The following is a 16,875-nucleotide window of genomic DNA, read 5'->3' as shown; positions in this document are numbered from 1 at the left end:
CGGCGGCGCCGGGAAGGGGCGGGCCGGGCAAAGGGCCTGGCCGGCCTGGCCGCACAAGCCTGGTGTCCCCGCGGGACGGCGTCCGTCGGGTGCTCAGGGTGCGGCAGGACGCCTGTTCAGGGCGTGTCAGGCCGCCGCAGCAGCACGGCCACGGCCATGGCCGCCACGCCCTCCCGCCGCCCGATGAAACCCACCCCTTCATTGGTGGTGGCCTTGATCCCCACCGCGCCCACCGGGACCCCGAAGGCCGCCGCCACCGCCTGCCGCATGGCCGCCACATGGGGCCCCAGCCGGGGTTCCTCCGCCACCACGGTCAGGTCCAGCTGCGCCGGCTCCCAGCCGTGACGGCGCACCAGGCCGGCCACCCGGGCAGCCAGGGAGGCGCTGGAGGCGCCGGCCCAGCGGGGGTCGCCCGGCGGGAACCAGTGGCCGATGTCGGGCAGGCCGGCCGCCCCCAGTACGGCGTCCATGGCCGCGTGGAGCACCACGTCGGCATCGGAATGCCCTTCCAGGCCTCGCTCCCAGGGGATCGGCACACCTCCCAGCACCAGCGGGCGGCCTGGCGCGAACCGGTGCACGTCGTAGCCGAAGCCGACCCGCCAGGGCAGGACCGCCCCAGGCCCACCGCCGCCCCGGGGACCGCTGGGGGATCCGGCCTGGTCCGGGGCGGGCTGGTCCGCGGCGGCCTCCGCCCCCGGCGCCGGCAGCCGGGACGTGCCCCCCGCGGGATGGCGGGCCGCACCGGGGGCCTGCTCCTGCGCCTGCACCAGGTGGGCCGCCACGGCAAAGTCCACGGGCCAGGTGAGCTTGAGGTTGGCCGGGTCCCCCGGCACCACCGCCACCGGCACCCCCAGCCGTTCCAGGATGGCGGCGTCGTCGGTGAACCCCTGCCAGCCGCGGCGGCGCACCTCCTGGTGAGCAGCCCAGATCAGGTCCAGGCGGAAACCCTGGGGTGTCTGCACCGCCCGCAGGCGCCGGCGGGGTAGGGTGGATGCCACCCACTCGGGCAGGGAACCCCCGGCCGGGCCCGCGCCCGCCGGGTCTACCGGCAGGGCCGCACCGGCCCCCTCCCTCTCGCCCTCCCCGGCTCCGGGGTCGGGGCCGGGGGGATGGCCGGCCACCTCCTTGATGGTGTCGCCCACCGGCACCGCCGGTACTGCCGCCCCGTACCGGCCGGCGGCCGCCAGCACGGCGCGGATCAGGTTCGGGGTGACCAGGGGGCGGGCGGCGTCATGGATCAGGACCCAGGCCGGCGGCTGCGGCCCCTCCGCCAGGCAGCGCAGGGCTGCGTAGACCGAATCCTCCCGCTCTGCGCCGCCGTCCACCAGCTGCACCGCCACGCCGGGGGGCAGCCAGGGGCGCACCCGCTCCTCCCAGAGAAGACGCTCCTCGGGGCGCAGGGCCACCACCAGGCGGCCGATCCCCGCGGCCGCCAGGGCCTGAAGGGAGCGGGCCAGCACCGGCCGGCCCGCCAGATCCCGGAACACCTTGTTCAAGCCGCCGCCCAGGCGGGTGGAACGACCGGCGGCGGGGACCACGGCGGCCACACCGCCTGCCAGGGCGGTGGCCCCACCGGCCACCGTCACCGGTTCATCCGGACGGGTCACGGCGCCGCCCGCCCCATCACCCGGGGCCGTGCGAAGATCATGCGCCCGGCGGCGGTCTGCAGCACCGTGGACACTTCCACGTCGATGCGCTGGCCGATGTACCGCTTGCCGCCCTCCACCACGATCATGGTGCCGTCATCCAGGAAACCGACGCCCTGGCCCGCCTCCTTGCCCTCGCGGATGATCTGGACCTCCATGGACTCGCCGGGCAGCACCACCGGCTTGACGGCGTTGGCCAGCTCGTTGACGTTGAGCACCGGCACGCCCTGCAGGCCCGCGATCTGGTTCAGGTTGTAGTCGTTGGTGACCACCTTGCCGTTGAGCCGCCGGGCGAGCCGCAGCAGCTTGGTGTCGACGTCGTCTCCCTCCACGTCGCCCTCGTAGATCTCCACGGGCACGGGCGATTCCTGCTGGATGCGGCGCAGGATCTCCAGGCCCCGCCGTCCCCGGTTGCGCCGCAGGGTGTCGGCCGAGTCGGCGATGCGGCGGAGTTCTTCCAGCACGAAGCCGGGCACCACCAGGGTTCCCTCGAGGAACCCCGTCTCGACCACGTCGGCGATGCGGCCGTCGATGATGGCGCTGGTGTCCAGGACCTTGTACGAACCGGCCGGCCGGGATGGGGCGCGGTCCCGGTCCCGTTCCCGCTCCCGGTCCCGCTCCCGCCCCGGTCGCGGCAGGGCGGCCAGCAGGTGGACCAGGTCATCCCGCCGCTTGACGGCCACCACCGCCCCCAGATAGGCCAGCAGCACCGCGAAGATGGGGGGCAGCAGCGGGCCCACCACCGGCACCAGCCCCAGCGGGCCGCTGAGCAGGTTGGCGATGACCAGGCCCGCGATCAGCCCCAGCACCCCGGCCAGGGTGTCCTGGATGGGCGTTCGCACCAGCCGGGATTCGACCCACTGGGTGAACTGGACCACCTGCTGCCAGATGCGCAGGGCCGCCGCATACCCGCCGAGGCCGCCCAGCAACAAAAAAAGAACCATGATTCCGTATGTCCACTGGCGGGGCAGCTCGGCCAGGATCTGTAGCGACTCCTGCTGCAGCAGCCCATAGTAGGCCAGCCCCAGGCCGCCCAGGGCACCCAGGACGGCGAAGGCCAGCCGGATGGACCGCATGCGCACGCCTCTCGCCTCCCTTCAGCCGGCCCCATGTCGCCGTTGGCCCGATGGATCCGCGAGGGGATCCGCGAGGCGCCCGCCACTGCAGACTGCCCGGCGCCTGGCGGCGGGCCGGCCCGTTCCCGGATCCCGCTCTCCGGCCCCCCAAAGGACTTCGCCCCCTCAGCCTCCTTTGGGCGGGTCTGTGGCAGTCTCTGGCGGGTGCAGTTCGATTATACCCCCGCGTAGGCCCCCGCACAGGAAGGGCGACGCCGGTGCCGACGGCCGGGTCCCGGTTTACGCCCCGCCCGCCGGCTCGGCCGCCCCGAGGTGCCGTTCCACCAGGGCGTCGGCCTCGTCCCGCCCCATGCCGCCGGCCAGGGCCAGCTCGCTGACCAGGATCTGGCGCGCCTGATCCAGCAGCCGCCGCTCACCCCCGGACAGGCCGCGGGCCTTCTGGCGGGCGCTGAGGTTGCGGACGACCACGGCCACCTCCAGGATGTCGCCGCTGCGCAGCTTGTCGGCATGCTCCCGGTAGCGGTGGTTCCAGTTGGAGTCCAGGGGTGGAACCGGTTCACACAGGGCCTTCAGCACCGCCGGCACCTGGTCCGCCGGGATCACGGGCCGCAGGCCGCTCTGCGGGGCGCTGGCCGTGGGGATCATGAGCCGCATGTCCCCCACGGGCAGCCGCAGGATGTAGTACCGGTGCCGTTCCCCCAGCACCTCCCGTTCCTCGATGGCCTCGATGACGCCCGCGCCGTGCATGGGATAGACGACGCGATCCCCCACCTGGAACACCGCCTCACCTCCCAGGGCCGGGGCCGGGGCCAGGGCAGCACCACGGCTCCCGCTCCCCCAGTGTACACCAGGGAGACCCCCTGCGGCAAAAGATTAAATTTATCACCCTGATTAAGCCCCGTCAACGGACTCTTTGGGACTGGCTGCCCACCGGCGCCCCGGGAGCCCAGGCCTTGATTGACGCGCCTTTCCCGGGGTGCCTATAATAGCGCCAGGCCGTGGGGACGCCCGTGCAAGAGGGGTGACGCGGTTGAAGGACCTGTTGGTGGATGAGTTTCAACACGCGGTGGCCGACTGCCTGGTACGTCACCGCAGCGTGTTGGACGTCCTGTCGAAGTTTCAGGAAGCCAACGCCCGCGTACACCGCGCCGTGGCCAAGGCCGTAACCAGTTGTGGCTGCATCAGCATCCACGCGCAGCGGCCCAAGATTCCCGCCCAGAGCACCCTCCGGGACTTGAAGAGCTATATGGACGACCATGTCGACGGGACGCTTTGCGAAAGCTGCCGCGAGGTCGTCGAGGAGGAACTTGGCAAGCAGCTTTTTTATTTGGTCGCCCTCTGCAACCTGTTCGACATCAACACCTTCGACCTTTTCATCAAGGAGAACCGCAAGCTCTCCACCCTGGGGATGTACCACATCTCCTGAGGGCCGGACTTCCCGAGCCGGATCCCCTGCCCGGGCTGGCAAGCCGGGACCCGGGACGCAGCATTGGCGGGGACGGCTGCACGGCAGAAGCCAGGCAAGAGGGGAACGCCGGTTCCGTGGCCGGACGGGGTTGCGCGCCCGCGGGAACTTCCCCGCTGCACCCGTTGCAGGACGGTGCCGGTTCCGGCCGCGAGGAGGCGGAAGCTTGTTCCGCGTCACGGCTGCGGCCCGCACCGCGGCCGCTAGCTGGCGCGGCCACGGCTAGCTGGCGCGGCAGCAACGGCCACCCACGCCGCGCCCCGGAGGCGGTTCCCGCCGCAAGGGGATCGCCCACGCTGCGGCCGGAAGGCGGCAGCCGCAGAGGACACGATTGGAGGGCAGGGGGCGGCACCCCGGGGTGCCGCCCCCTGCCCTCCAGCCCTCGCACGGAAACTCGCGCCGGCAAGCCGCACCCGGCGCCGTTCAAGGGCCCTGGGCCGCCAGGGCATCCCGCAACAGCTCCGCCACCTCCGGGCGGGTGAACTCGGGCGGCGGCAGCTCGCCGGCCCGGAGCATGGCCCGCACCCGGGTACCGCTCAGATGGAGGCGGTCGGCGGGCGGGTGGGGACAGGTCTTCACCGTGGCCATGACCCCGCAGCGCCGGCAGTAGAAGGCATGCTCGAAGCGCAGGGGGATGATGCCCAGTTCCTCCGGCGCGAAGCGGTCGAAGATGCGATGGGCCGCGTAGGGGTCGTAGTAGGAGCCCACCCCGGCGTGGTCGCGCCCCACGATGAAGTGGCTGCAGCCGTAGTTCTTGCGGATCAGGGCGTGGAAGAGGGCCTCCCGCGGGCCGGCGTAGCGCATGGCCGCCGGGAAGGCCGCCAGGACCACCCGCTCCTGGGGGTAGTAAGCCCGGATGGCCACCTGGTAGCTTTCCAGCACCACGGTCCGGGGCAGGTCGTCGGCCTTGGTCTCCCCCACCAGCGGGTGCAGCAGCAGCCCGTCGACCATCTCCAGGGCACACTTTTGCAGGTATTCGTGGGCCCGGTGCAGGGGGTTGCGGGTCTGAAAGCCCGCCACCAGGCGCCAGCCCCGCCGGGCGAAGAGGCGCCGGGTCTCGGCCGGCTCCAGCACCCACTCCCGGGCCCAGGTGGGCTGGCGCTCAAACACCACCACCGGCCCGCCCGCGCACCAGTCGCTCTCCCCGGCCAGCCGCGCCACCCCGGGATGCTCCAGATCGGTGGTCCCGAAGACCAGCACCGCCTCCCGCTGCCGGTCCCGGCGGAAGACGTCCCGGACCTCCATGAGCCCGCAGGGCCGGCCGCCCTCATCCACCAGCAGCACCGCCGGCGCCCGCCGCACGGCCTCCACTTGGTCCGGCGGGACCGAGAGCACCACGGGCAGCGACCACGGCAGGCCCGAGGCCAGCCGCATGGTGTCCACGCAGCTCTGGTAGTCTTCCGCGGTCATGAAGCCCTCCAGCGGGCTCAGGGCGCCGGTGGCCAGAAGCTCCAGGTCCGAGCGCTCCCGGGGTGAGAGCACCAGCCGGGGCAGGCCGGCCGCCTGGGCTGCACCCCGCCGCTCCGCCGCCAGGGCGGGGTCATCCACCAGGCGCCGGCAAAGGCGCCCGCCGTGGGGTGGAACCAGCCCTTCCTCCCCCACGTCCACTCCCAGCTCCGGCCCGGCGGCCCGGGTCGCCCCGGGCGCCTCCACCTGCGGTGCGGCGGGGCTCGCGCCCCTCCCTCCCTGGGTACCGCCTCCTGCCCAAGCCGGTCCCCCGGCTGCCTGCGCCCGTGCCTGGGCCGTTCCGCCGGCTCCGGTTCCTTCCCATCCCGTCATGCCACCTGTCTCCCCTTCCGCCCTGCCGTCAGGCATGCAGGCCGCACTCCGTCTTGTTGAACCCCGCCCAGCGGCCGGCCCGCGGATCCTCCCCCGGCGCCACGGGGCGGGTGCAGGGGGCGCACCCGATGCTGGGGTAGCCGTGGTCGTGCAGGGGGTTGTAGGGCACGCCGCGCCGGAGGATGTAATCCCACAGCTGGCTGCGGGTCCACCGGGCCAGGGGGTTGACCTTGATCAGGCCGAACCGGCGGTCGGCCTCCACCACCGGAGCGCCGGCCCGCTGGGGCGTCTGCTCGCGGCGGATGCCGGTGACCCACGCGTCGAAGCCGGCCAGGAACCGCTGCAAGGGTTCCACCTTGCGCAACCGGCAGCAGAGATCCGGGTCCCGCTGCCACAGGCTGGGGCCGTGGCGCCGGGCCTGTTCTTCCAGGGTGAGAAGGGGCCGGACGGCCACCGGCTCGATGCCGTAGTACTCCGCCACCCGCCGGCAGGTGGCGTAGGTTTCGGGAAAGTGCAGGCCCGTGTCCAGGTAGAACACGGTCACGGCCCCCAGCTTGCCGGCGGCGGCCGCCATGTCGATCAGGGCCACGTCTTCCGCCTGGAAGCTGCAGGCCAGGGCCAGCCGGCCCGGAAAGCGGTCCAGGGCCCAGCCCAGGATGGCCTGGGGAGACGCCTCTTCCAGGGAGCGGGCCAGGGATGCGATCTCTTCCTCCGGCAGGGCCAGGGGGCGCGGCGCCTGCGCGTTGGCCAAGGTCTCCACCTCCCGAGGTTGGAGCCAGGTCCCGGTTCCGCCCCGCGAGGCCAGGGCTCGCGACCACGGCCGTGGCAGGGGGCAGGGGCAGGGCGAGCCGCTCCGCGTAGGCCCGGCGGGGCCATGCGCAGGTGGAACCGGGACCGGTGGGGCAGGGCGGCCGGAGCCCCGGCCGGGGTGCCGGCCCGCCCTCACCCGCATTAGCCTAGTGCGCAGGCGGGGCAAAGGTGCAGGGAAGCCGGGCAACCGGCCCATCCCGGGCGGCCCGGAGGCGGAGCCGGGCCCCGGCGGACCGGGACCCGCCCTGGCTGCACGCCGCGCCGGTTCACGTTCTAGGGGCGGAGGATCCGGCGGCGGGCCGCAGGTGGGTAGGGCGGTGACGTGGCGCCAGGCTCAGTGGCGCCGCTCGAGGAAGGCCTGGTCCTGGAGCCGGCGCAGGCCATCCTTAATGGCCCGGGCGCGGATGCCGCCGATGCCCTCTACTTCGTCCAGCTGGTCGACGGTGGCGGCCAGGATGCGGGGCAGCCGCTGGAAGTGGCGGACCAGGTTCTCGATCACCGCGGCGGGCAGGCGGGGGACCTTGTGCAGGATGCGGTAGCCCCGGGGGGTAAGGGGGGATTCGTCGTCCTCCTGGGCGGCGTAGCCGAGGCAGCGCGCCACCGCCGCCCGCTGGGCCAGTTCCTCGGGCGAGAGGGCGTGCAGGGCGGCAAGGGCCTCCCGCTCGGTGCCGGGCTCGGCCACGTAATCCCGCACCACCAGCCGGTACTCGTTTTCCAGGCCGCTGAGCAGCTCGTCCAGCTGCAGGCGGACCAGCCGGCCCTCGGTGCCCAGCTCGACGGTGTACCCCTCGATCTCCTGGCCGATGCGGCGGACCTGCTCGGCCCGCCCCAGCACGTAGGCCACGTCGCCGGCGGTGACCAGGTCCTCGAACTCCAGCACCGTCAGGTGCCCGAGGGCCTGGAGGAACACGGCCCGGTAGCGCTCCAGGGTGGCCAGGGCCTGGTTGGCCTTGGCCAGCATCAGGGCGGGATCGCGCAGCACGTAGCGCAGATCCCCCCGGTAGACGGTGATCACGTTGCGGCGCTGGGAGATGGCGATCACCAGGGCGCCCGTCTGCCGGGCCATGCGCTCGGCGGTGCGGTGGCGGATGCCCGTCTCGAAGGACAGCACCCGCGGGTCGGGGATCAGCTGGACGTTGGCCCGCACGATACGCCGCCCGTCGGACGAGAGGATGATGGCCCCGTCCATCTTGGCCAGCTCGTAGAGGTGGGCCGGGGTCAGCTCCACGTCGAGCTCGAAGCCCCCGGAGCACAGCTCCAGCACCTCCGGGCCGTCGCCCACGACGATCAGGCCCCCGGTGCGGGCCCGCAGGATCTGGTCCAGGCCCTCCCGCAACCGGGTGCCGGGCGCCAGGCGGCGCAGGGCGGCCATCAGGCTGTCCTTGCGGTCGTCGGCGGTCATGGCAGCCTCCTCGCTGGCGGGCCGGGCCAGCCTGGCCCGCCTCCTAGCCCACGGTGGCGGCGATGGCTTCTTCCACCCGCTGCACGGGCACCAGCTCCAGCTCGCCCGCCACCCCCGCCAGGGCCGGGGTCAGGTTGCCCCGGGGCAGCACCACCCGGCGGAAGCCCAGGCGCTGGGCCTCCCGCAACCGCTCGTCAACCCGCTGGACCGAGCGCACCTCGCCCGCCAGCCCCAGCTCGCCGATGACCACGGCCTCGGGATCGGCAGGCCGGTCCCGGTGGCTGGAGGCCAGGGCGACCGCCAGGGCCAGATCCAGGGCCGGCTCGTCCACCCGCAGCCCGCCTGCCACCTTGAGGTACACGTCACAACCGCCCAGGTGGAGGCCGGCCCGCTTGTCGAGCACCGCCAGCACCAGGGCGGCCCGGCCCAGATCCAGGCCCGTGGCCACGCGGCGAGGGTTGCCGTAGGGGGCCGGCGCCACCAGGGCCTGGATCTCCACCAGCAGGGGCCGCGTCCCCTCCACGGCGGCCACCACCGCCGAGCCCGCCGCCCCCCGGGGCCGCTCGGAAAGCAGCCGCGCCGACGGGTTGGCCACCTCCGCCAGGCCGCGATCCTGCATCTCGAACAGGGCGATCTCGTGGGTCGCCCCGAAGCGGTTCTTGATGGCCCGCAGCAGGCGGTAGGCGTGGTGGGCGGGCGATTCGAAGTAGAGCACGGCGTCGACCATGTGCTCGACCACCCGCGGCCCGGCGATGGTCCCCGCCCGCGTGACGTGGCCCACCAGCACCAGGACCACCGGCAGCCGCTTGGTCACCGCCATCAGAAGCGCCACGCTCTCCCGGACCTGGCTGACGCTGCCCGGTGCCGAGGCCACGTCGGGGTGCGCCAGGGTCTGGATGGAGTCGATCACCGCCAGGGCGGGCTGGTAGCGGCCGATGGCCTCCGCCGCCTGCAGGGCGTCAGTGGTGGGCAGCACCGCCAGGTCCGGGGCCAGGGCTCCCAACCGCTCCGCCCGCAGCCGTACCTGGGCGGCCGACTCCTCGCCCGTTACGTAAAGCACCGGCAAGCCGCGGGCAGCCAGGTGCTGGGACACCTGCAGGAGCAGGGTCGACTTGCCCACCCCGGGGTCGCCGCCCACCAGTACCACCGACCCCGGGACGAACCCGCCCCCCAGCACCCGGTCCAGCTCCGCCATGCCCGTGGGCAGCCGCGGCTGCCGGCCGGCATCCACCTGGTGCAGGGCGATGGGCTCCACCGGCTCCGTGGCCGCAGCCAGAACGCCGGCCAGGGCATGACCGCCGCGGCGCCCGCCACCTCGGGCGGGCGCCGCGGCCCGTTCTTCCACGAAGGTGTTCCAGGCGCCGCAATCGGGGCAGCGGCCGAGCCACTTGGGGCTCGCGTGGCCGCAAGCCTGGCACGTGAAGACGGTGCGCGAGGCCACCGCCGTCCTCCTTCCACCGGCCGGCCGCCTACCGGCGGGCTGCCTGCGTGGCCGGCCACGGGGCCCGGGGGTTCGCGCCCGGGCCTGGCCCCCGGGACCCGGGCCGCACGCCGGACCCCCGGCAGGGGCGATCCCGCAGAGGCCTGCCCTACTGGGCGGCCGGTTCGTCCGCGCCGGCCGGGCCGCCGCCGGCCGGAGCCGCCGCGCCCGCCGCCACCTTCTCGCCCTGGCGGAAGACGATCTTGCCCTCGGCGTCCACGTCGACCAGCACGGTGTCGCCTTCCTTGAAGCGGCCCGCCAGCATCTCCTCGGACAGCGGGTCCTCCACCAGCCGGGTGATGGTGCGGCGCAGCGGCCGGGCGCCGTAGACCACGTCGGACCCTTCCTTGACCAGCTTGCGCTTGGCCGCCTCGGTGACCTCCAGGGCCAGGCCGTGTTCCTTGAGCCGCTCGGCCACGCGCTTGAGCATCAGGTCGACGATCTTCATCAGGTGCTCTTCCGTCAGCGCGTGGAAGACGATGAGCTCGTCGATGCGGTTGAGGAACTCCGGCCGGAAGGTCCGCTTGACCTCGTCCATGATCTTGCGCTTCATGTCCTCGTAATCGGGCGCCTCCTGCTCGGCGGCCTGGAAGCCCACCCGGCCCTGGCGCCGGATCAGGTCGGCACCCACGTTGGAGGTCATGATGATCACCGTGTTGCGGAAGTCCACGGTGCGGCCCTTGGCCTCCGTCAGGCGGCCCTCCTCCAGGATCTGCAGCAGCACGTTGAAGACCTCGGGGTGGGCCTTCTCGATCTCGTCGAACACCACCACCGAGTAGGGCCGGCGGCGCACCTGTTCGGTCAGCTGCCCGCCTTCCTCGTAGCCCACGTACCCCGGCGGCGACCCCACCAGGCGCGATACGGTGTGCCGCTCCATGTACTCCGACATGTCGAGGACGATCATGGCGTCCTCGTCGCCGAACAGCGCCTCGGCCAGGGCCTTGGCCAGCTCCGTCTTGCCGACGCCCGTGGGCCCCAGGAAGATGAACGAGCCGATGGGCCGCCGCGGGTCCTTGAGGCCGGCCCGGGCCCGGCGGATGGCCCGCGCCACGGCCCTGACGGCATCGTCCTGGCCGACGATGCGCTCGTGGAGGATCTCCTCCAGCTTGAGCAGCCGCTCGCTCTCCGCCTGCTCCAGCCGGCGCACCGGGATGCCCGTCCAGTTGGAGACGATCTGGGCGATGTCGTCGGCGGTGACCACGATTTTCTCGTTGAGCTGCTGCTGCTGCCACTCGCTCTTCTTCCGCTCCAGCTCCTCCACCAGCTTCTGCTCCTGGTCCCGCAGGTTGGCGGCCTTCTCGAACTCCTGGGACTGCACGGCCGCCTCCTTCTCCTTGCGGATCTCCTCCAGGCGCTGCTCGATCTCCTTGAGCTCGGGCGGCGCCACGAACGCCTGCAGCCGGGCGCGGGAGGCCGCTTCATCGATCAGGTCGATGGCCTTGTCCGGGAGGAACCGGTCGGAGATGTAGCGGTCCGCCAGCTTCACCGCCGCCACGATGGCGTCGTCGGTGATCTCCACCCGGTGATGCGCCTCGTACCGGTCCCGCAGGCCGCGGAGGATCTGGATGGCGTCCTCCACGCTGGGTTCCTCCACCATGATGGGCTGGAAGCGCCGCTCCAGGGCAGCGTCCTTCTCCACGTGCTTGCGGTATTCATCCAGCGTGGTGGCGCCGATGGTCTGCAGCTCGCCCCGGGCCAGGGCCGGCTTGAGGATGCTGGCCGCGTCGATGGCCCCCTCGGCGGCGCCGGCCCCGATGATGGTGTGCATCTCGTCGATGAACAGGATGATGTTGCCGGCCCGGCGGATCTCGTCCATGACCTTCTTCAACCGCTCTTCGAACTCGCCCCGGTACTTGGAGCCGGCCACCAGGGCGCCCAGGTCCAGGGCCACCACCCGGCGGTCCTTGAGGATCTCGGGCACCTTGCCCTCAGCGATGCGCTGGGCCAGGCCCTCGACGATGGCCGTCTTGCCCACGCCGGGTTCCCCGATCAGCACCGGATTGTTCTTGGTCCGCCGGGAGAGGATCTGGATCACCCGCTCGATCTCCTTGTCCCGGCCGATGACGGGATCCAGCTTGCCCTCCTCGGCCATCTGGGTCAGGTCCCGGCCGAAGTTGTCCAGCACCGGGGTGGTGCTCTTCTGCCGGCGCTGGCGGGCTGCGGGGGCCGGCGCCGCGGTGCCGCCCAGCAGCTTGATCACCGTCTGGCGCACCCGGTCCAGGTCGGCGCCCATGTTCTCCAGGACCTTGGCCGCCACGCCCTCCCCCTCACGGATGAGCCCCAGCAGGATGTGCTCGGTGCCCACGTAGTTGTGGCCCAGCAGCCGGGCCTCCTCCGGGGCCAGTTCCATGACCACCTTCTTGGCTCGCGGCGTGTAGCCGATCTCCCCCTGGATGGGGCCGTTGCCGCGGCCGATGATCTTCTCCACCTCGGCCCGGACCTGCTCCAGGTTGATACCCAGGCTCTGCAGCGCCTTGGCGGCGATGCCCGTGCCCTCCCGGATCAGGCCGAGCAGCAGGTGCTCCGTGCCGACGTAGTTGTAGTTCAACCGGCGCGCCTCTTCCTGGGCCAGCAGGATCACCCGCTGGGCCCGCTCCGAATACCGGCCAAACATGGGCGGACCCCCCTCCACCGGTCACTGGGTAGTTTTCCGTAGCGCTGCGGCGATCCTCTCCCGGATCAGCCGCGCCCGGAGCAGATCCCGCTCCCGGGCATCCAGTTCCTTGCCCGCCAGCTTCTGCAGGCAGGCCGGCCGCGTCAGCACGATCAGCTCGTTGAACACCTCCGGCCGCACGTGGGAGAGAACGTTCAGGTCGATCCCCAGGCGCAGGTCCGAGAGCAGCCGGATCGCCTCTTCCGACGAAATGGTCCAGGCGTTGGTCAAAAGGCCGTAGGCCCGCATCACCCGGTCCTTGACCCCGTCCTCGTTCTCCCGGTAGAGCCGCTCCCGGGCGCTGCGCTCCTGATCCAGCAGCTGGCGGGTGAACCCGATCAGGTTGTCGATCAGCTCCTCCTCCGACGGCCCCAGGGTGATCTGGTTGGACACCTGGAAGACGTTGCCCAGGGCCTCGGTGCCCTCGCCGTACAGGCCCCGCACCACCATGCCCACCTTGCCCAGCTGGCTGAGCAGGCGGCCCGCCTGGCGGGCCAGCACCAGCCCCGGCAGGTGGACCATCACCGACGCCCGGATGCCCGTCCCCAGGTTCGTCGGGCAGGTGGTCAGGTAGCCGCGCTCGTCGTCAAAGGCGTAGCGCACGTGGGCCTCGATCACGTCATCCACCCGGGTCGCCACGGCCCACGCCTCGTGCAGCTGCAGCCCGCCCAGCAGGCACTGGATGCGCAGGTGGTCCTCCTCGTTGACCATGATGCTGATGGAGCGGTCGTCGTTGAGGATCACGGCACCCGTGGCCGCGTTGCGGGCATGCTGCGGACTGATGAGGTGCTGTTCCACCAGCACCCGCCGGTCCAGGGGGCTGAGGTCGGCCATGCGCAGCAGGGTGAACCGGCCCAGGCCCGCTGCCGACAGGTGCTCGGTCACCCCCTCCATCAGCCGGATGATCTCCTGGCCTTGCTCAGGGCCCAGCAGGGTGGGGAACGGGTAATCCTCCAGGTTGCGGGCCAGGCGGATCCGGCTGGAGAGGACCAGATCCGCAGCGGGCCCGCCCCCCTCCATCCACCGCACCCGCTGGACACCCGGGTTTGCCGTCATGTCCGGTCCCTCCTAACGGCCGGGTGCGGTGCCCGGGGGCGCACTGCCGGGACCGCCCGGCGGCGCCCCGGGCCCGGCGGTACCCGCCCAGCCCTCGCCCGCCCGCACCCGCTGCTCCAGCTGGCGGATCTGGTCGCGCAGGCGGGCGGCTTCCTCGTATTCCTCCCGCGCCACGGCCTCCCGCAGCCGGGCCCGCAACTGCTCCAGCTGCCGGCCCAGCTGGACCCGGCTGCCGGCCCGGGACGGCACCTTCCCCCCGTGACGAACCTGCCCCTGGATCCGCCGCAGCACGGGCTCCAGCTGCTGGCGGAAATCCTCATAGCAGTGGCTGCACCCCAGGAGCCCCGTCCGGGCGAACTCCCGGTAGCGGAGACCGCAACGGGAGCAGCGCAGATCCTGCACCGTGCCCGCCGGCGGCTGCCATCCTTCCAGCAGACCAGCCAGCAGGTTGTGGATGGAAAACTGGGGCTCGAAGAAGAACTCGTGCTCGTGCCGCTGGGCGCAGTGGGCGCACAGGTGCCGCTCGGTCTTCTTACCGTTGATGATCTGGGTCAGGTGCACCGTGGCCTTGCGCTGCCCGCACTCGTCGCAGAGCATCGCCACCGCCTCCGTCCTCCCGGGTAGGCTCCCCGCCCTTGAGCAGCTCCAGCACCATGGCCTTGAGCAGGCGGGCCCGGACCATGTCCCGCCAGGGCAGGTCGACGGCCAGGGTGTTGCGGTCCACCGCCGCCCGCATCAGCGCCGCCTCGCGGCGGCCGGCGATGCCCTCTTCCTCCAGCCGCGCGATCAGCGCCTCGGCCCCGTCCTGGTCGATCATGTCGCCCACCCAGCGGTCCAGCACGTCCAGCAGGTTGCCCCGCTCCGCCAGCGGCAGCCGCACGATGCGGATGAACCCGCGGCCGCCGCGCCGGCTCTCGATGGCGTAGCCGGCCGCCGGCGTGAAGCGCGTCTCCAGCACGTAGTTGATCTGGGAGGGTGCGCAGGCGAAGCGGGCCGCCAGCTCGCTGCGCTGGAGTTCGAGCACCCCGCCCGCCCGCTCCAGCTCCCGCTTGAGATATTGCTCAATCAGGGAACACAGCGATGCCATGGCTCCTCCTCCCCGCTTGGCCCCACCAGCACCCGCGGGCCCGGGCGCCGCACCCCTCCCGGTGGCCCGGGCCCGCCTGGCGGGCCCCGCGGCCTGAGCGGCCCTGTTTGACTATCTTTGACCTTTCGCCCTTATTATAGGAATCCCCCAGAGGCGCCACAAGGGGGCAACCCTGGACATTCCCACCCGCAGCTGCCAGCAAGAGGTCACGGGCGGGCGGGTCGTGGCGGTGGGATGCGCCCCCCCCACCACCGTCGCCACCGGCTTGCCGCGTCGGGCCCGGCTTGCCGGCCGCGGGCACCCCGGCAGCCCCGGGCCCGGCTGCCCGCGGCACCGTGGCAGGGGCATCGCCCCACGGCCCCGAATCCCGAGGAGCGGACTCGACGGAAAAGGGAAAGGGTGTCCAGCCTTGGCCGCATCCCCCCCACCGCATCGCCCCCGTCCCGGGGACGCACCCGCCGGTCCCGCCGGTCCGGTTCCCAGCCCGCCCCGGCCGCCCGGGTCAGAGGACCTGGGCACCCCCGCCATGGTGCTGGCCCCCGGCCGCCGGCGCCGGACGGGCGACCGGCCTTTGCAAGGGCGGCGCCTGCTGGCCGTCGCCCTGACGGCCGCCGTGGCCCTGTCCCTGCTGGGCGGTACCGCCTACTGGGTCCGGACAGCGGCAGGACAGGGCACGGGGAGGGACCCGCAGGGCCTGCCCGGGCCCCACGGCGGGGTACCGGGTGGTACGCCAGCCGGCGCCGCGGGCCCGGCCCCGGCGTCGGGCGACCCTGCGGCTGCCCCTGGGCAGAGCCCGGCGGCGGCCACCGGCGCACCCCCTGCCGCCGGAAGCGGCCATCCTCCGGCCGCCGGCCCCGGTGTGCCACCGTCCGGGGGCACCGGTCCCTCCTCGGGAGGCGACCGCCCCGGCGACGCCCGGGATAGCGGCGCTGGGCCGGCCTCCGCGGGCCCCGTCTTCGACCTGTTGATCCGCGGCGGCCTGGTGGTCGACGGCAGCGGCCGGCCGGCTTACAGGGCCGACGTGGGCGTGCGGGGTGATCGGATCGCCGCCCTCGGCCGGCTGGACGGTGCCCGCGCCCGCCGCGTCGTCGACGCCGACGGCCTCGTGGTGGCGCCAGGCTTCATCAACGCCCACTCCCACACCTACGAGTACGTGACGTCGGTGCCGGGCGGCGATGCGGACCTACTTCAGGGCATGACCACGGTGATCGGCGGCGTGGACGGCCGCTCGGCCATTCCCCTGGGCCCGTTCCTCCGGCGCCTGGAACGGCAGGGCGTGGGCACCAACCATGCTCTCTTTGCCGGTCACGGCAGCATCCGGGCCGCGGTGATGGGCACGGTCCGGCGGGAGCCCACGGGCGCCGAGCTGCGGGCCATGACCCGGCTGCTGGAGCAGGCCATGGCGGACGGGGCCCTGGGCCTGTCGACGGGCCTGGAGTACGTGCCCGGGCGGTACGCCACCACCGCCGAGATCGTGGCCCTGGCCCGGGTCATCGCACCGTACGGCGGCATCTACTCGACCCACATGCGCAGCGAGGGCGATGCCGTCGCCCAGGCGCTGGCCGAGGCTCTGGCGATCGGGCGGGAGGCCGGTGTGGCGGTGGACATCTCCCACTTCAAGGTGGTCTACCGGCGGAACTGGGAGGTGCAGCCCCAGCTGATCGAGCAGATCCTGGCCGCCCGGGCGGAGGGCCTGGCCGTGGTGGCCGACGTCTACCCCTACCGGTCACCGGACTACGCCAGCGCCCTGCCCCTGGCCCAGGCCTGGAACCGCTACCCCCCAGAGGATCTGGTGATCCGGCATAGCCGCCTGCCGGAGGTGGAGGGGATGACCCTGGCCGAGCTGGCCGCCGCCCGGGGAACCTCCCCCGCCGCCGCGGCGCGGTGGCTTCTCGACCGCGACCCGGGCGCCGTGGCCACGGCCCTGGTCGTAGGCGAGGACAACCTGCGCCAGCTGCTGCGACAGTCCTTCACCATCATTTCCAGCGACGGCGGGGCCCGCTCCCCGTCCGCCGCCCGCAGGGACCCCCGGCTCCACCCGCGGGTGTACGGCGCCTACCCGCGGGTGCTGGCCCGTTACGTTCGGGAGACCGGGGTGCTGGGGCTGGAAGAGGCGATCCACAAGATGACGGGCCAGCCCGCCGCCTTCTTCGGCCTGCGGAACCGGGGCCTGATCCGGGTGGGCATGTACGCGGACCTGGTGGTCTTCGACCCGGCCACCGTGGCGGACCGGGCCACGTGGCAGGAGCCGGCGGTGCCGCCGGAGGGCATCGACCTGGTGGTGGTCAACGGCCGGATCGCGGTGGAAGATGGCCGCCGGGTTCCCGGCGTCCTGGCGGGCCGGGTGCTGCGCGGCGGGCGGGATGCCCTGATGGCCCCGGCGGCTGGCGCTGGCCGGGACTGAGGGCGGGACTCAACCCT

At 73.0% G+C, this 16,875-nt stretch carries 13 protein-coding genes; 2 read left to right on the top strand and 11 right to left on the bottom strand.

Going from position 1 to position 16,875, the window contains the following annotated elements; genetic code table 11:
* Window positions 1-116 precede the first annotated feature (116 nt).
* The 3 genes from ispF to ACZ5T9_RS02480 form a co-directional block, all read right to left on the bottom strand.
* Window positions 117-1,607, bottom strand: a complete 1,491-nt coding sequence (gene ispF / locus ACZ5T9_RS02490; protein WP_464833723.1) for a 2-C-methyl-D-erythritol 2,4-cyclodiphosphate synthase — start codon at window positions 1,605-1,607, stop codon at window positions 117-119.
* A complete protein-coding gene (locus tag ACZ5T9_RS02485; RefSeq protein WP_464833722.1) occupies window positions 1,604-2,728 on the bottom strand; it encodes a PIN/TRAM domain-containing protein in 1,125 nt (374 codons plus the stop codon). Before ACZ5T9_RS02485 ends, ispF begins: the two co-directional genes overlap by 4 nt.
* A 273-nt stretch (window positions 2,729-3,001) precedes the next feature.
* On the bottom strand, window positions 3,002-3,502 hold the full coding sequence (locus ACZ5T9_RS02480; protein ID WP_464833721.1) for a CarD family transcriptional regulator: 501 nt from the start codon (window positions 3,500-3,502) through the stop codon (window positions 3,002-3,004).
* Between the two features lie 250 nt (window positions 3,503-3,752).
* Here ACZ5T9_RS02480 and ACZ5T9_RS02475 point away from each other — a divergent pair, with 250 nt between their 5' ends.
* Window positions 3,753-4,148, top strand: a complete 396-nt coding sequence (locus ACZ5T9_RS02475) for a nucleoside triphosphate pyrophosphohydrolase family protein (protein WP_464833720.1) — start codon at window positions 3,753-3,755, stop codon at window positions 4,146-4,148.
* 462 nt (window positions 4,149-4,610) lie between these two features.
* On the opposite strand, the gene sat is transcribed toward ACZ5T9_RS02475, so the two are convergent.
* From sat to ACZ5T9_RS02435, 8 genes are all read right to left on the bottom strand, one after another.
* Window positions 4,611-5,966: a sulfate adenylyltransferase gene (gene sat / locus ACZ5T9_RS02470; RefSeq protein WP_464833719.1), complete on the bottom strand. Its 1,356-nt coding sequence runs from the start codon at window positions 5,964-5,966 to the stop codon at window positions 4,611-4,613.
* Between the two features lie 28 nt (window positions 5,967-5,994).
* Window positions 5,995-6,726, bottom strand: coding sequence for a phosphoadenylyl-sulfate reductase (locus tag ACZ5T9_RS02465; protein ID WP_464833717.1), 732 nt, complete (start codon window positions 6,724-6,726; stop codon window positions 5,995-5,997).
* A gap of 384 nt (window positions 6,727-7,110) precedes the next feature.
* A complete protein-coding gene (gene disA / locus ACZ5T9_RS02460) occupies window positions 7,111-8,178 on the bottom strand; it encodes a DNA integrity scanning diadenylate cyclase DisA (protein WP_464833716.1) in 1,068 nt (355 codons plus the stop codon).
* Window positions 8,179-8,221: 43 nt separating this feature from the next.
* Window positions 8,222-9,619, bottom strand: coding sequence for a DNA repair protein RadA (gene radA, locus ACZ5T9_RS02455; RefSeq protein ID WP_464833714.1), 1,398 nt, complete (start codon window positions 9,617-9,619; stop codon window positions 8,222-8,224).
* Between the two features lie 148 nt (window positions 9,620-9,767).
* The gene (locus ACZ5T9_RS02450; protein WP_006902802.1) at window positions 9,768-12,272 is read right to left on the bottom strand and encodes an ATP-dependent Clp protease ATP-binding subunit; all 2,505 of its coding nucleotides are present in this window, start codon (window positions 12,270-12,272) and stop codon (window positions 9,768-9,770) included.
* Between the two features lie 21 nt (window positions 12,273-12,293).
* Window positions 12,294-13,367, bottom strand: coding sequence for a protein arginine kinase (locus tag ACZ5T9_RS02445; RefSeq protein WP_006902801.1), 1,074 nt, complete (start codon window positions 13,365-13,367; stop codon window positions 12,294-12,296).
* Between the two features lie 12 nt (window positions 13,368-13,379).
* On the bottom strand, window positions 13,380-13,964 hold the full coding sequence (locus ACZ5T9_RS02440; RefSeq protein WP_051009214.1) for a UvrB/UvrC motif-containing protein: 585 nt from the start codon (window positions 13,962-13,964) through the stop codon (window positions 13,380-13,382).
* Window positions 13,900-14,454 (bottom strand): CtsR family transcriptional regulator, encoded by a 555-nt coding sequence (locus ACZ5T9_RS02435; protein ID WP_006902799.1) that lies wholly within the window; start codon window positions 14,452-14,454, stop codon window positions 13,900-13,902. Before ACZ5T9_RS02435 ends, ACZ5T9_RS02440 begins: the two co-directional genes overlap by 65 nt.
* Before the next feature lie 571 nt (window positions 14,455-15,025).
* Between ACZ5T9_RS02435 and ACZ5T9_RS02430 the strand changes: the two genes are divergently transcribed.
* Window positions 15,026-16,858, top strand: coding sequence for an N-acyl-D-amino-acid deacylase family protein (locus tag ACZ5T9_RS02430; protein ID WP_464833713.1), 1,833 nt, complete (start codon window positions 15,026-15,028; stop codon window positions 16,856-16,858).
* Window positions 16,859-16,875: the final 17 nt, after the last annotated feature.

The organism is Thermaerobacter nagasakiensis (genome assembly GCF_055396825.1).
Note: the sequence above shows the minus strand (reverse complement) of the source record. Positions and strands in the feature narration are given on the sequence as shown.